The sequence below is a fragment of the Pseudomonas sp. P1.8 genome (assembly GCF_001269805.1).
GTDB lineage: Bacteria > Pseudomonadota > Gammaproteobacteria > Pseudomonadales > Pseudomonadaceae > Aquipseudomonas.
On the sequence record NZ_LHVM01000010.1, the window covers coordinates 33,721 to 50,566 of the forward strand.

5 protein-coding genes are annotated in these 16,846 nt (G+C 62.4%); all 5 read left to right on the forward strand.

All coding sequences use genetic code 11. The features are described from left to right. The first annotated feature begins 1 nt into the window (after position 1). The 5 genes from AD668_RS08845 (at position 2) to AD668_RS29430 (ending at position 16,794) form a co-directional block, all read left to right on the forward strand. Positions 2-3,100, forward strand: a complete 3,099-nt coding sequence (locus AD668_RS08845) for a non-ribosomal peptide synthetase (protein ID WP_053157148.1) — start codon at positions 2-4, stop codon at positions 3,098-3,100. Further along, complete coding sequence (locus AD668_RS08850) at positions 3,097-14,901, forward strand: amino acid adenylation domain-containing protein (protein WP_053157151.1); 11,805 nt, start codon at positions 3,097-3,099, stop codon at positions 14,899-14,901. The genes AD668_RS08845 and AD668_RS08850 overlap by 4 nt, the downstream gene beginning before the upstream one ends. Before the next feature lie 261 nt (positions 14,902-15,162). Next, positions 15,163-16,125, forward strand: a complete 963-nt coding sequence (locus tag AD668_RS08855; RefSeq protein WP_053157154.1) for an alpha/beta hydrolase — start codon at positions 15,163-15,165, stop codon at positions 16,123-16,125. A 173-nt stretch (positions 16,126-16,298) separates the two neighbouring features. Next, positions 16,299-16,517 carry a DUF4287 domain-containing protein gene (locus AD668_RS08860; RefSeq protein ID WP_053157968.1) on the forward strand — a complete coding sequence of 73 codons (219 nt, stop codon included), beginning with the start codon at positions 16,299-16,301 and terminating at the stop codon, positions 16,515-16,517. After that, positions 16,462-16,794 carry a hypothetical protein gene (locus AD668_RS29430; protein ID WP_156322320.1) on the forward strand — a complete coding sequence of 111 codons (333 nt, stop codon included), beginning with the start codon at positions 16,462-16,464 and terminating at the stop codon, positions 16,792-16,794. The genes AD668_RS08860 and AD668_RS29430 overlap by 56 nt, the downstream gene beginning before the upstream one ends. Positions 16,795-16,846 lie beyond the last annotated feature (52 nt).

A 16,846-nucleotide genomic window follows, 5' to 3' on the forward strand; every position in this document is an offset into this window, starting at 1 on the left:
CATGAACACCACCGCCCTCGAACCTTCGGTAGACGTATTCCAGACTTCGGCCCAGCAGGCGTTCTATCTGCGCGCCCAGGAACTGGCTGGACAAACCCTGTTTGCCGCCCTGACCCTGCCGCTGGCCCAACCGGTGACCGCGCAAGTTTTGCGCGCAGCGCTTGAAACGCTGGGCCAGCGCCACGAAACCCTGCGCACGGTTTATCGTCGCTTGCCGGGGATGAAATGGCCGGTGCAAAGCCTCTGCGATCAACTGCCGCTCACGTTGCTGGGCAGCCAGCCTTGCGTGGCTGATGCTTTCGAGCGCAGTCGTGAAGCCATGCTCAACGATCCGATCCGGGTGCTGGCGGTGGCGCCGGTCGAGACCGCTGACGGAAAGCATTTCGTCACGGTGCTGACGCTGGCCAGCAGTTTCGACGAAGCCTCGTTGCGTGTGCTTTCGGGCGAACTCGCCAGTCTGTTGCGCGGCGAAACCCTGCCCGTCGACGAAGAAGCGCTGCAATACCTGGACTACAGCGCGTGGCAGGAAGAACTGCGCGAGGAAGACATCGGTCATCAAGGCGCGGCGTTCTGGCGCAACCTGCAACAGCAGTTCGCCATGGCGCACCGCTTGCCCTTCGAAAAACCGGTCGACGTTGCGCGGGTGCGTCGTCAGGCCATGCTCGCTGACACCCAATGGTTTGCCGGCGTGCAGCGCACTGCCGCCGACCTGGGTGTCGAGGACGAACAGGTGGCGTTGCTGCTATGGAGCGCCTTTGTTGCGCGCATCGGCAATCAAGAGAAACTGTTGATCGGCTGGCAAGTAGTGGGGCGCAACGAGCAAACAACCGCGACCCTCGGACGCTTCGCCCGTCGCTTGCCGGTGGCCTTCGATTACCGCAGCCATCAAACCATGGCACAAGCGCTGGCATCCTTCACCGCCAGCCTTGAGCAATCACTGTCGTGGCTTGACTGTCTCAACGAGTTCGAATTGAGCGCCGAAGGCAGCGGACCGCTGCGTTATGGTTTCGTCTATGAATCCGGTATCGAGCACGCTATCGAGGTCGACGACGCCAACCCCGAAGTCCTGCGCTTGCGAGTTCAGGGTGAGCGGTTGCAGCTGTCGTGCCTGGAGGGCGCAGTTCCGGAATCGATGCTGGTCGAATGGCTGGCCCAGTTTGCCGAGTTCAGCTGCCAGTTGCTCGCATCCCCCGAGCTGACGCTGGCTCAGGCGAGTCTGGTCAATGAGGCGCATCTTGGCCGTTTGATCGAGGGCTTCAACCCGAACGCCACCGAGCAGGCGTTGCCGTGCCGCTTCCTGCAAGAACTGTTCAGCGAACAGGCGCGCCTGCACCCGCAGCGCATCGCGGTGAGCGTCAATGGTGAGCGCCTGAGTTACGCCGAACTCGATGCACGCTCCAACCAGGTGGCCAACACCTTGCGCGCCCAAGGCGTCAAGCCGGACCAGGTCGTGGCGGTCTACGGCCAGCGTTCGCTGGAAATCGTCGTTGCGCTGTTGGGCACGCTGAAGGCGGGCGCGGCGTATTTGCCGCTGGACCCGAACTACCCGATCGAACGTCTGGCGTTCATGCTCGCCGACACGGGGGCGTGTCAGGTATTGGCCTGTCAGCCGTTGCCAGAAGCGTTGGGCAGTGAGCGCGTCGTTTCCTTGATGCCCGGCGCCGAAGTCTGGTCCTCGTCATCCAATCAACCTGAACCCCAGGGCGACAGCGCGAACCTGGCTTACGTCATCTACACCTCCGGCTCCACCGGCAAACCCAAGGGCGTGATGATCAGCCATGCCAACGCCTTGGCTTCGACCGTGGCGCGCAAGGCCTTTTATCGTCAGCCCCTGCGTTCGTTCCTGATGCTTTCGTCGTTCTCCTTCGACAGTTCGGTGGCCGGGGTTTTCTGGGCGTTGGGGCAGGGCGCGACCCTGTGCCTGCCTGACGAAGACAGCTACAAGGATCCGGCGCAACTGGCGTTGTTGATCCAGCGCGAAGAGGTTTCTCACTACCTGACCTTGCCGTCCTACCACGCGCTGATTCTCGAACACCTCGACCGTCAGGCGCTGGCCTGTGTGATCGTCGCCGGCGAAGCGTGCAGCACCGCGCTGGTGCAGCGACATCGCGAAGCATTGCCGGGGGTGGTGCTGGTCAACGAATACGGCCCGACCGAAGGCACCGTGTGGTGCTCGGCCTGGGAGCTGCCGCTCGGCGAAGACGACGACAGCATTGCGATTGGTCAACCGATTGCCGGCATGCGCATTCACGTACTGGGGCCGGATCTGCAACCCGTAGCCGTGGGCGTTGAAGGCGAGTTGTACGTCGGCGGTGCCGGCATTGCCCGAGGATACCTGCAACGGGCCAGGCTGAGTGCCGAGCGCTTTGTGCCCGATTTGTTCGCGACGACGGCGGGCCAACGCCTGTACCGCACCGGTGACCTGGCGCGTTATCGCGCCGATGGCGTGCTGGAGTATCTGGGCCGGGTCGACCATCAGGTGAAAATCCGTGGTTTTCGCATCGAGCTGGGCGAGATCGAGGCGGCCATGCGTAACGCACCGGACATCGAAGACGCTGCGGTGATTGCCCGCGAAACCCCGACCGGCCCACAACTGCTGGGCTTCGTGGTGTCCCCGACCGACACTGCGGACATCCGCCTCAACGAACTGCGCAGCCACTTGGTCGAGGCGCTGCCCGAGCACATGCAGCCAGCGCGCTTGCAAGTCCTTGAGCGTTTCCCGCTGATGCCGAACGGCAAACTTGATCGTCAGGCGTTGCTCGATCTGGATGTGCGCCGCAGTACCTTCGTCGCACCGCGCAACGATCTGGAGAAAACCCTCGCGGCGATCTGGGCCGAAGCGCTGCACGTGGAGCGCGTCGGCGTGCACGACAACTTCTTCGAACTCGGCGGGCACTCGCTGCTGGCCACGCGGATTCGTGCGCGGATTCAGGAAGAACTGAACCTGGCGATCCCGCTCAAGCTGTTCTTCGAAGGCGACACCCTGGAGCGTCTGGCGGGGCAGATCGAGCAGTTCCGTCAGCACAGTGAACATAAAGAAAACGATGTAGACGCCCTCGAAGCGTTGTTCGACGAAGTGGATGGGGAACACACGCGATGAGTGCTGCACCGGACAGAATGATGACCCTGGCCCAGCGTTTCTGCGGCTTGAACGCGGACGCCCGACATGCGTTGCAACAGAAGATGCACGCCCAGGGGCTGACCCTGGAACTGCTACCGATTCCGCCACGGGACCACAGTGTCGACACACTGCCGGCGTCGTACGCGCAGCAACGCTTGTGGTTCCTCTGGCAGATGCAGCCCCTGGCCACCGCCTACAACCTGACCGGTGCCTTTCGCCTGAATGGCGCGCTGAATCGTGAAGCGCTGGCGCACACCTTGACTGCGCTGGTGCTACGTCATGAAGTGCTGCGCACCACGTTTGTCTTCGACGAACAGCAGGTGCTGCAAAAAATCCATCCGCACATGGACGCGCCGCTGGTCGATGTCAGCGCGGGCGACGAGGTCGAACTGCAACGGCAGATCGCCCTGAACGCCGAGCAGCCATTCGACCTGCAAAATGGCCCGCTGATGCGCTGCCGCTTGATCCGCCTCGACGCCAAGCAACACGTGCTGGTGATGACTTTCCATCACATCGTCACCGACGGCGGTTCGCTGCCGATCCTGTTGCAGGAGTTCACCCGACTCTATGCGCAGCTCAGTGCCGGGCAGGCTGCGCAATTGCCGGAGCTGGTCATCCAGTACGCCGACTTTGCCCGTTGGCAGCGTCTGTGGCTGGAGGCCGGCGAGGCTGAACGACAGCTCGATTACTGGCGCGAACAATTGGGCAATGAACATCCGTCGCTGAGCCTGCCAACCGACCGTCGCCGCCCGGCGATCCCGAGCCAGCAGGGCGCCAGTGTCGAACTGAAGGTTTCAGCCGCGCTGACCGCGCAATTGCGCGAGCTCGCCCGCCGTGAGGGCTGCACACTGTTCATGCTGTTGATGGCGGCGTTGCAGACGTTGCTGCATCGCTACAGCGGCGAACAGGACATCCGCGTCGGCGTGCCGATTGCCAACCGCACCCGCCAGGACGTGGAAAACCTGCTGGGCTTTTTCGTCAACACCCAGGTGCTGCGCAGCCAGCCACGGGCCGACCAGCTGTTTGTGCAGTTGCTGGCCGAGATCAAAGCCGCGGCACTCGGCGCGCAGGCCCATCAGGATTTGCCCTTCGAGCAATTGGTCGATGGGCTGGGCGTGGAGCGCAGCCTGAGCCATACGCCGTTGTTCCAGGTGATGTTCAATCATCAGCGTGATAGCGGTGACCCACAACGCTGGGACCTACCGGGCCTGAGCGTCGAGCCGCTGATCTGGGACGAAAAGACCAGCAAATTCGACCTGATGCTCGACACCGTCGAGAGCGACGAGGCTATCCACGCGTCGTTCGTCTACGCCACGGAATTGTTCGACGCCTCGACCATCGAGCGTCTCGGCCGGCATTGGTTGAACCTGTTGCAGGGGATCTGCGCGGATAGCCGCGTGGCCCTGGCCGATCTGCCGATGCTCGACGTATCCGAGCAGCAGGCCACCTTGCTCGACTGGAATCGCAGCACGGTGTCGAGCGGCGATCAGGCGAACGATTTGTGCGCCCATCAATTGATCGAGGCGCAAGCTGCCGCGCACCCGCACAACATCGCCGTGACCTGCCGGGGCGTCACCCTCACTTACGCCGAACTGAACAGCCGCGCCAACCGCATCGCCCATCGACTGCGCGAACGCGGCGTTGGTCCCGACGTGATGGTCGGTATTGCGCTTGAACGTTCACTGGAGATGATCGTCAGCCTGTTGGCGATCCTCAAGGCCGGTGGCGCCTATATGCCGCTGGACCCGCAATACCCGCAGGATCGCCTGGCCTACCTGCTTGCCGACAGCGGCACGCGCCTGTTGCTGACCGATTCCGCATTGCTGCCGCACCTGCCGTTGAACGACGGTATTGAAATGATCTGCCTCGACCACGCCAGCGACTGGCTGATCGAGGCGAGCTCCGACAACCTGCCGAACCTGACAGCGCCGCAGAACCTGGCCTACGTCATCTACACCTCGGGCTCCACCGGCAAACCGAAAGGCACGCTGCTGCCCCACAGCAACCTGACGCGGTTGTTCAGTGCCACCGAACATTGGTTCGGTTTCAACGCCGACGATGTCTGGAGCCTGTTCCATTCCTATGCCTTCGACTTTTCCGTGTGGGAAATCTTTGGCGCGCTGTTCTACGGCGGCAAACTGGTGGTGGTGCCCCACGCGGTCAGTCGTTCCCCGGAGGACTTCGCCCGGTTGCTTCGTGACGAGGGAGTCACGGTGCTCAACCAGACGCCGTCGGCGTTCCGCCAGTTGATGCCGTTTGCTTGCGCCGACGCAAAAAACATGGCCCTGCGTTATGTGGTGTTCGGCGGCGAGGCGCTGGACGTGGCCAGCCTGCGTCCGTGGTACGACGCGTTCGATGACCGGCAGCCGGTGCTGATCAACATGTACGGCATCACCGAAACCACCGTGCACGTGACCTACCGACCACTGTCCCGCGCTGACCTCGATGGCGCCAACAGTTCACCGCTGGGCGAGCCGATTGCCGACCTGCGCTGGTACGTCCTCGACCCGCGCCTGAACCCGGTGGCCAAGGGCTGCGTGGGTGAACTGTACGTCGGCGGTGCCGGTCTGGCTCGCGGTTATCACCAGCGCGCTGACCTGACCGCTACGCGGTTTGTCCCGGATCTGTTTTCCGAGGAGGCTGGAGCGCGCCTGTATTGCACCGGCGACCTCGCCCGTTATTGCGCCGATGGCAGTATCGAATACGCCGGGCGCATCGACCATCAGGTGAAGATTCGCGGCTTCCGCATTGAACTCGGGGAAATCCAGGATCGCCTGCAAAGCCATCTGGCCATCGAGCAAGCGCTGGTGCTGGCGCCCGAGGTCAATGGCAGTCAGCAGTTGGTCGCGTGGTTCACCGCGACCGGCGACGACAGCGATTTGCGCCAGTCCCTGCGCGAACATTTGCAGGCCGGTTTGCCGGATTACATGGTGCCGGCGCACCTGATCAAACTCGACCAATGGCCGCTGACCGGCAACGGCAAGCTTGATCGCAACGCATTGCCCAAGCCTGATGCCGCGCTGGCGCAACAGGCCTATACGGCACCGTTGGACGAGATGCAGGCTGCGTTGGCAGCGATCTGGCAAGACGTGCTCAAGCTGGAGCGTGTGGGCATCGACGATAACTTTTTCGAGCTGGGCGGCGACTCGATCATCTCGATCCAGGTGGTCAGCCGTGCACGGCAGGCCGGGATTCGCATTACTGCGCGTGACCTGTTCCAGCACCAGACCGTGCAGAGTCTGGCGAAGGTGGCCGAGCGCAGTGCAGGGCTGGTGATCGATCAGGGACCGGTGCGTGGTGAGGTGTTGCTGACGCCGATCCAGCATTGGTTCTTCGAGCAAGACATCGAATCCCGCCATCACTGGAACCAGTCGCTGCTGCTGGAACTGCGCGAATCGCTGGACAGCGCCAGCCTGCAACAGGCCTTGACCGCGCTGCTGGAGCATCACGACGGGTTGCGTCTGCGCTTGCGTCAGGTGGATGGCGTCTGGCAACAGGCTCAGGCTGAACAGTGGAGCAGCGCCGAGGTACTGTGGCAGCGAAAGGCTGCCAACGCCGATGAACTGTTGGAACTGTGCAACGAAACGCAAGCCAGCCTGAACCTGCAGGATGGCCCGCTGTTGCGTGCGCTGCTGGTGGACATGGGCGCGGCGGGCCAGCGATTGCTGCTGGTGGTGCATCACTTGGCGGTGGACGGTGTCTCCTGGCGTTTGCTGCTGGAAGATTTTCAAACCGCCTATCAACAAGCGCAGCACGCTCAACCCCCGCGCCTGCCCTCGAAAACCAGCGCCTATCAAACCTGGGCCGCTCGCCTGCAATCCCATGCGCAAAGTGCTGAGCTGACCAGCCAGGCCGTTTACTGGCAAGACCAGTTCCGCGACGTGCAGGTCCAATTGCCTGCCGACAACCCGCAAGGCAGTCTCGCCAGCCAACATGCCGTCAGCGTGGAAACACTGCTCGACAGCACCTTGACCCGGCAGCTGTTGCAGGACGCTCCGGCGGCTTATCGGACTCAGGTCAACGACCTGCTGCTGACCGCGCTGGCGCGGGTGCTGGGTGACTGGACCGGCCAGCCGTCGACGCTGGTGAAGCTCGAAGGCCACGGCCGTGAAGACCTGTTCGACGACATTGACCTGACCCGGACGCTGGGCTGGTTCACCTCGATTTTTCCGGTAAAACTGACCCCGGCCAGCGATCTGGCCGGCAGCATCAAAGCGGTCAAGGAACAACTGCGCGCCGTGCCGGACAAGGGCATTGGTTTTGGCATCCTGTGCTATCTGGCCGACGCCGGGCTTGAGGATCTGCCGTCGCCTCAGGTCACCTTCAACTACATGGGCCAGTTCGACGCCAGCTTCGACGAACAGGCGCCGTGGCGCCCGGCCCGGGAAAACGGTGGCGCCGAGCAGGGCGCATCGGCAGCGCTGGACCGTGGCCTGAGCATCAACGGTCAGGTCTATGGCGGTCAATTGCGCCTGAGCTGGACCTTCAGCGGTGACGTGTTCAACCCGCAAACCGTGCAGCGCCTGGCCGATGCCTACGCCATGGAATTGCAGCGGTTGATCGAGCACTGCCTCAGCGGTGCCGGTGGTTTGACCCCGAGCGATGTGCCGCTGGTGCGCGTCGATCAGGCGCAGCTGGATGCCTTGCCGTTGGCCGCAAACCGGTTCGAAGACATTTTGCCGCTGTCACCGATGCAGCAGGGCATGTTGTTCCACAGTCTGTTCGCTCCGGATGCTGGAGCCTACGTGCCGCAAATGCGTGTGGATGTGCAGGGCCTCGACGTCGAGGTTTTCCGTGATGCCTGGCAACAGACGCTCAATCGCCATGACGTTTTGCGCGCCGCGTTCTTCAGCGAAAGCAATGGCTCGCGGCCGCTGCAAGTGATTGTGGCCGACGCGACGTTGCCGCTGACCGTGCTCGATTGGCGTGATCAGGCCAACGTTACTGAAGCGCTGGATTGTCTGGCCGAAGACGACCGTTTGCGCGGTTTCGACCTGATGGCGGCGCCATTGCTGCGCCTGACGCTGGTGCAGACTGCGAGCGATACGCATCACCTGATCTTCACCAACCACCACATCCTGCTGGACGGCTGGAGTACTTCGCAGTTGTTCGGCGAAGTGCTGCAACGCTACTCCGGAATCATGCCAGCACCAAACGTTGGGCGTTACCGCGATTACATGACCTGGCTGGTTAGCCGTGATCGCGCCGCGTGCGAAGCATTCTGGCTGGAGCAATTGCAATCGCTCACCGAGCCGACGCGACTGGCCGGCGCCTTGCCGGGGCCGGCTGAGGGGCAGGGCGTTGCTCATCGCACCCTGTACCTGAGCCTGGACCGTGCCGCCACCGAGCGCCTCAACGGCTTTGCCCGTCAGGCCCGCGTCACGCCAAACACCGTGCTGCAAGCGGCGTGGCTGTTGCTGTTGCAGCGCTACACCGGGCAGCAGACGGTGGCGTTCGGCGCCACGGTGTCGGGGCGTCCGAGTGAGTTGCAGGGAATCGAGCAGCAGATTGGATTGTTCATCAACACCTTGCCGGTGATCGGCACACCGCACCCCGAGCGCACGGTCGGCCAATGGATCGATGAGGTCCAGGCACTTAACCTCAGGTTGCGCGAAGTCGAATACACGCCGCTGGCGGATGTGCAGCGCTGGGCCGGTCACTCTGGCGAAGCGTTGTTCGACACGTTGCTGGTGTTCGAAAACTATCCGGTTGCCCAAGCGCTGGAGGAAGGGAATTGCAGTGCATTGAAGTTCTCCGGTATCAGTAACCACGACCAGACCAGTTTCCCGTTGGCCGTCGCAGCCGAGCTGGGTGAATGCCTGGACTTGCGTTTCAACTACGACTCCGCGCTGTTCAGCGCGGGTGCGATTGAAGGTTTGAGCACTCGTCTGGTCGCGTTACTCGATGCGATGGTCTGCACACCGCATTTGCCATTGGGCCGCTTGAGTCTGCTCGACGCGGCGCAAACCGCTCAACAGGTGAAACGCTTCAATCGCACCGCTCAACACTGGCCGGACATACGCCCGGTCAACCAGTGTTTCGAAGACCAAGTGCTGAAGACCCCGGACGCACCGGCCCTGGTGTTTGCCGGCCAATCCCTCAGCTATCGCGAACTCAATCAACAGGCCAACCGGCTGGCGCACTACCTGCGCAGCCAGGGCGTCGGCGCCGAAGTGCTGGTGGGCATTGCCGCCGAACGTTCGCTGGAACTGGTGATCGGCCTGCTGGCGATCATGAAGGCCGGTGGTGCCTACGTGCCGCTGGACCCGGACTACCCGCGTGAACGGCTGGAACACATGTTCGGCGACAGCGGCGTGCGCCTTCTGTTGACCCAGGGGCATTTGCTTCAACAGTTACCGATTCCAGCCACCACCACGGCAATTTGCCTGGACGACATGGCGTCGTTGCTCGAAGGCCGCAGCGACGAAAACCTGCCCTGCGTGGTCGAGCTGCAATCGCTGGCCTACATGATCTACACCTCCGGCTCCACGGGCAAACCCAAGGGCGCGGCCAACCGTCACGATGCGCTGTACAACCGACTGGCGTGGATGCAGGGCGCGTATCCGCTGGACGGGCGCGACTCCGTGTTGCAGAAAACCCCGTTCAGTTTCGACGTGTCGGTGTGGGAGTTCTTCTGGCCGTTGATGGTCGGCGCACGTCTGGTTGTGGCCGAACCGGGTGCCCATCGTGATCCGGCGCAACTGGTCAGCCTGATCGAGGAGTACCAGGTCAGCACCCTGCATTTCGTGCCGTCGATGTTGCAGGCGTTTGTCCAGGGCGAAGGTTTCGAGCGTTGCGCCAGCCTGCGGCAGATCATATGCAGTGGCGAAGCGCTGTCGGCGGATTTACAGCACGCCCTGTTCGGCGTGCTGCCCAACGTTGGCCTGTACAACCTGTACGGCCCGACCGAAGCGGCCATAGATGTGACCCACTGGACCTGTGTCGATGACGGCGGCTTCAGCGTGCCGATCGGTTATCCGATTGCCAACCTGGTGACCTACGTCCTCGATGACAGCCTGCAACCGCAAGTGCAAGGTTGCGTCGGTGAGCTGTACCTGGGCGGCATCGGGTTGGCCCGTGGTTACCATCGCCGTCCGGACCTGACGGCCGAGCGCTTTGTCGCCAGCCCCTTCGGTGAGCAGGGCGAGCGCCTGTACCGCACCGGCGACCTGGCGCGTTATCGCGAAGACGGCGTGATTGAATACGTCGGGCGCATCGACCATCAGGTGAAAATCCGTGGTTTACGCATCGAACTGGGAGAAATCGAAGCCTGCCTATTGGAGCATCCACAGGTGCGCGAGGCGGTGGTGATCGCCCTCGACGTTGGCAAATCCAAACAGCTGGTGGCTTACGTCGTCGGTGATGCCGCCATCGATCCACTCAAACAGCACCTGCGCAATGCGCTGCCCGAGCACATGCAACCGAGCCACGTGCTGCGGCTTGACCAGTTGCCGGTGACGCCCAACGGCAAACTCGACCGCCGCGCATTGCCGCAGCCGGACCAGCAAGTGCGCGAATACATCGCGCCGCGCAATGCGGTGGAAGCGACGCTGCAAGCGGTGTGGCAAGCATTGTTCGAAGTGCCGCAGATTGGCATGCAGGACAACTTCTTCGAACTGGGCGGCGATTCCATCGTCTCGATCCAGGCGGTCAGCCGTGCACGCAAAGCCGGGTTGAGCATTTCCCCCAAGCACGTGTTCAGCCTTCCGACCATCGCCGAGCTGGCGACGGTCGCCCGGCCGGTCGGGGCGGATCAAACCGTGACGACGCTGGTTGCACCGGCGGCAAAAATCGAACTGAGTGACGCGCAGTATCAAGCGCTGCAATTGACAGCGGATGAAGTCGAAGACGTCTATCCACTGTCGCCGATGCAGCAGGGCATGCTGTTCCATTCGGTGCAGGACGGCGATTCGGGGCTGTACGTCAACCAGATCGAAGTGGGTGTGCGCGGCGTCGACGGTGCGCGTTTTCGCGAGGCGTGGGCCGACGCAGCCCAACGTCACGCGATCCTGCGTACCGCATTCCTGTGGGAGGGCGACAAGGAGCCGCTGCAAGTGGTGCTGCGCGATGCGCCATCGCTGCTGACCGAACTGGACTGGCGCGGGCTGGATGATCAGCCTGAGCGCGTGCGCCAATTGGCTGTCGAGGAACGTGAGCGTGGCTTCTCGCTGAACCGTGCGCCGTTGCTGCGCCTGTTGCTGGTGCGTCTGGAGGACGATCGATATCGCCTGATCTGGACTTACCACCACATCCTCATGGACGGCTGGAGCGTGTCGCGCCTGATCGGTGAAGTGCTGCGTCATTACAGCGGTGACGAGCACGAGCCGGTCGCGGCCTATCGCGACTACATCGACTGGCTCGGCCAGCAAGTCGGCGCGGCCAGCGAAGCGTTCTGGAAAGACAAACTCGACAATCTCGAAGGCGCCACGCACCTGGCCCGCGCAGTGCCGGTCAAAGCGCCGCAATCGGGCTATCACGCGATCTATACGCACCTCAGCGCTGGGCAGACTGCGCGTTTGCAGGCATTTGCCCAACAACAGCAGGTGACCCTCAATACCCTGGTGCAAGCCGCGTGGCTGCTGCTGTTGCAGCGCTACACCGGCCAGCGCACGGTGACGTTCGGCGCCACGGTGTCCGGTCGCCCGGAGACCCTCAATGGCTCGCAGAACATGCTCGGGCTGTTCATCAACACCTTGCCGGTGGTCAACACGGTGCCAACCGAAGCGAGCGTCGGCGACTGGTTGCGCGAGGTTCAGGCCTACAACCTTGATATCCGCGACTTTCAGCAAACCCCACTGGGCGATATCCAGCGCTGGGCCGGGCAGGGCGGGCAGTCGTTGTTCGACAGCATCATCGTGTTCGAAAACCAGCCGGTGGACCGCACGCTGCGCGAGTGGAACGGCGACTCCCTGCGTTTCGAGGACGTCTCCGATTTCGGCCTGACCAGCTTCGCCATGGACCTGATGGTCAGCCTCGATGAAGGGCTGCGCATCGAGTACATGCACCAGCGCGATCAGTTCGACCTGGCCACCGTCGAGGTCCTGCGTCGCCACATGGAAAGCCTGATGCAGCGCCTGTGCGAGGATGCCGGGCGCGCCGTTGGCGAGCTGGGACTGCTGACCCTGGACGAAGGCCGGACGCTGGACGGCGAGCTGTCGGTGGTGGCTGACGGTGATGAAACGCCGGTGCACGAGTTGATTCGTCAGCGTGCACGCCTGCAACCGCAGCACACGGCGTTGGTCTTGAGTTATGCCGACCGCGATGCCGAACACTTGAGCTACGCCGAACTGGACCGTCGCTCCGACGCCCTGGCGGTGCATCTGCTGGAACAAGGCGTGCAGGCCGAAGACGTGATCGGCGTGTTCATGGAGCGCTCGCTGGAACTGGTGGTGTCGTTGTTGGCGGTAATGAAGTGCGGCGCTGCCTACGTACCGCTCGATCCGCAATACCCGCAAGAGCGTCTGCGCTACATGATGGCCGACAGCGACATGCGCCTGCTGCTGACCCAGGAACGCCTGCGCGATGTCGCGCAGCTCAATCCGGGCACTGTGATGATTGCCGTGGATCGTCTGGATCTCGATGTAGACGTGGCAACACCGAAACCTGGCGTGCATGCCGAACAACTGGCTTACCTGATCTACACCTCGGGCTCCACCGGCAAACCGAAAAGCGTCGCCGTGGCCCACGGGTCGTTGAGCATGCACGTGCAAGCCATCGCCAACCTGTACGAAATGGACCCGGACAATCGCGAACTGCATTTCATGTCGTTCGCCTTCGACGGCGCCCATGAACGCTGGATTACCGCGCTGATCAGCGGCACGACCCTGGTGATCCGCGACAACACCTTGTGGACCGCCGAGCAGACTCTGGCCGTGCTGCACCGCCAGCGCATCAGCGTCGCCTGCTTCCCGCCGGCATATCTGCTGCAACTGGCCGAACACGCCGAAATGCAGGGTGGCCACCCGCCGTCGGTGCGCATCTATTGCTTCGGCGGCGATGCGGTGCCGGATGCGACCTTTGAGCGGGTCAAGCACACGCTCAAGCCACAATACCTGGTCAACGGCTATGGCCCGACCGAAACCGTGGTCACGCCGCTGCTGTGGATAATCGCCGCCGATGGCCAGTGCCAGGCGATGTACGCGCCGATTGGCCAACGCGTGGGCACCCGCAGCCTGCACGTGCTGGACATGGACCTCAACCCGCTGCCGGTGGGCATGGTCGGTGAGCTGTACATCGGCGGGCGCGGAGTCGCTCGCGGCTACCATCGTCACCCGTGGCAGAGCGCCGAGCGCTTTGTTGCCGATCCGTTCAGCCTCGATGGCGGGCGTTTGTACCGCACCGGCGATCTGGTGCGCCGCCGCGAGGATGGCGTGTTCGATTACGTCGGGCGCATCGACCATCAGGTCAAGGTGCGCGGCTTCCGCATCGAACTCGGCGAAATCGAAGCCCGCTTGCGCGAGCAGGCCGGGGTCAACGATGCGTTGGTAGTGGTGCGAGAAAACGGTCAGGGGCCGCAACTGGTGGGCTATGTGGTGGCGGCGCAAGACGATGGCCTCGGCCCGCGTTGCCAGGCGGCATTGCGCGAGAGGTTGCCCGACTACATGGTGCCGACGCAGGTCGTGGTGCTGCCGCGCTTCCCGCTGACCCCCAACGGCAAGCTCGACCGCAAGGCCTTGCCGGATCCAGCCTACACCGGTCGCGACTACGTGGCCCCGCGCACGCCGCTGGAATGGGCATTGGCGCAGATCTGGCAGCAGGTACTGGGCATCGAGAAGGTCGGCATTACCGACAACTTCTTCGAGCTGGGCGGCGATTCGCTGCGCACGCTCAAGGTGATTTCGAAAGTTCGCGCACTGAATCAACCTGACTTTCAACTGAAATTGCGCGACATGATGGCCAAGCCGACGATTGCCGGATTGTCTGGTGTCGATGAACAGCCGCTGCGACAGAGTCCGCAACCGCTGTTGCTGCTCAATCAGGTAGTGGACGATCAGCCGGCGCTGTTCTGCCTGCACGCCGGTTTCGGCACGGTGTTCGATTATGAGCCACTGGCCCGGCGCCTGGAGGGCGAGCGCACAGTTTACGGCGTGCAATGCCGGATGCTGCTCGATCGCCAGTGGCAGGACACGTCGCTGGCGCAGATGGCCGGGGATTACGTCGAAGCCATCCGCAGCAAGCAACCACAAGGGCCGTACCATTTGCTGGGTTGGTCGCTGGGCGGGGCGTTGGCGTTAATGGTCGCTGATTTGCTTGAACAGCAGGGGCAGCGCGCCACGTTCGTCGGTCTGGTGGACAGCTTTGTGCCGACGCAAGCCAATGCCGTAGCCAGCCCGGATGAGTGGCGCGTGGACCTGGCCGAGTTCCTTGGGGCGACATTGGGCATGGATGGCGAGGTGATTGATCGGGCGATGGGTGCAGAAGCGGCGGGGGATCACGAAGCTGTGGCGCGCATCATTCGTGCAGTCATCGACACGCAAAGCGATCAGGCCAGCGGGTATGCCTTGCTCGGCGCTGATGAGTTGGCCCAGACGTTCATGGTCAGCACGCGGTTGAAGGCGTTGTCGCGGCAGGTCGACAGGTTGCCGATACCCCAAGCCGAGCTGTGCTGTTGGTGGGCCGATGGCAACCCGACTGCTGAGCGTGCGACCTTCGAACGCCAGCAGCCGCGCCTGCGAAGAACGCAAACCGTATCAGCCAGCCATTTCGATATCCTGCGCCAGGATGAGTGTCTGGAGGCTGTGGTGGCGTTGTTAGGCCGGGAGGTGGTGCCCCAGCTCTGAGCCAATAAATTGTGGCGAGCGGGCTTCCCTGTGGCGAGGGGGCTTGCCCCCGTTGGGCTGCGAAGCGGCCCTAAAACCAGCCACTGCGGTTATTCATGCGTACCGCATTGTTCGGGTTTGCGGCTGCTGCGCAGCCGAGCGGGAGCAAGCTCCCTCGCCACAGGTTTTCATTCAGCCTGAGATTATCGAGTTCGCCCTAACGAACAACCCTAACGCTTCGTTTACCACGGTGAGCCTTTTTATTTTTGGAGACGACCGCCCATGGCACTGCACCCGGACATCGAAGGATTTCTTGAGCTGGCCGAGTTTGGCCGCCTGAGCGGCAAGAGCCAGCCCATGCATGAGCTGAGTCCGGACGAGGCACGCAAGCAATTCGAGCAGACCTCACAGTTGCTCGATGCGGCCCCGTCGGGGGCGCTGGTCGTGACGGCTGTGAACATTCCTGCCCGCGATGGGCATCTGCTCAGTGCCCGTCTATACGCCAAACCTCAGGCAAGCAGCGAACCACGCCCGGTGTTGCTGTACTTCCATGGCGGCGGTTACGTGGTGGGTAGTCTCGATTCCCACGACACCTTATGCCGGCGTCTGGCACTGGCGGGGGTGTTTGCCGTCTTGTCGGCGGATTATCGTCTGGCGCCTGAGCACCGTTTTCCCACCGCCTATAACGATGCCGAGGACGTGGCTCGCTGGCTGGCGAATGGTGCGCCTGCGCTGGGGCTTGATGTGAATCGGGTGGCGCTGGCCGGGGACAGTGTCGGTGGCAGCCTGGTGGCGTCGCTGTCGCTTGCCATCGCGCAGGATCCGCTGGCCTGGCCCCTTGTGCCTCGCCTGCAAGTGCTGCTGTATCCGGTAATCGATGCCGTGCAAAAACGCCCGTCGCTGGAGCGATTCGCCGAAGGTTATTTGCTGGAAGCCACCACGCTGGAGTGGTTCTACCAGCAGTATCAACGCAGTGAGGCCGATCGCAGCGACTGGCGTTTTTCACCGCTGTACGCCGAACGCCTGGAACGACTGACACCCACCGTGCTGTGGCTGGCCGAGTACGACCCGTTGCTGGACGAAGGCCTGGCATGGGCCGAAAAACTGCGCAGCGCGGGTCAGCCGTTGGTCCTGGATATGAAAGCCGGCATGACCCACGATTTTGCGCGCATGGGTGAAATGGTTCAGGAAGTGCCGCAGATGTTGGCGCAACTGGCGGCGCAGATCAGCGAGAGTCTGGCCTGACGCCGTACTCTTGTAGGAGCAACCTCGCTCCCCCATCGATCCGATATTGAGCCCAATCGCGCCACTGTCAGGCTGTGCTTTAATTTGAAAACTTAATGACAGCGTTCTGCGCAGAACCCACAACGCGACATGCGCTGTTGCCTGATTATCAAGCCGAAAGGGAGTTTTGCATCGTGACTGAAGAGATCAAAACCAAAGGCCCCGCCTCGTACTTCCCATCCATTGAAAAGAAGTATGGGCAGCCGATCAGCCATTGGCTGAACCTGCTCAAAACAGTCGACGACAAGAAACATATGGAAAGGGTGGCCTGGCTCAAGACTGAGCATGGCATTGGGCATGGCCACGCAAACGCTTTGGTTGCGTATTACCTGGCCACCGCGAAAAGCGACTGACTGCGGTGTTGTTTTGAGCCAGCACCGAGCAGTGTCAGGGTTGGCTCATTCAGTCTCTGCGTTTATCAAGACATTGGCGGCGCAGCACCGTGCTGTTGATATCCCTGCATTCGACCGAGTAATCGTCATTGTCATAGTCTTTGTTTTTTGCCTTGTCCTTGGCCTTACCGCAATTGCCATTGTCGTTGCAATTGCCTTTGCCCTTTTGATTGTTGTCGCTGTTGTTTTTCAGACAGTTTCTGACGTCACTGGCACTGCCCGCATCATCGCAATCTGATCCGGCGAAGGACAGCGATGGCAAAGCCAGGGAGAGCAGGGCAGTACATACA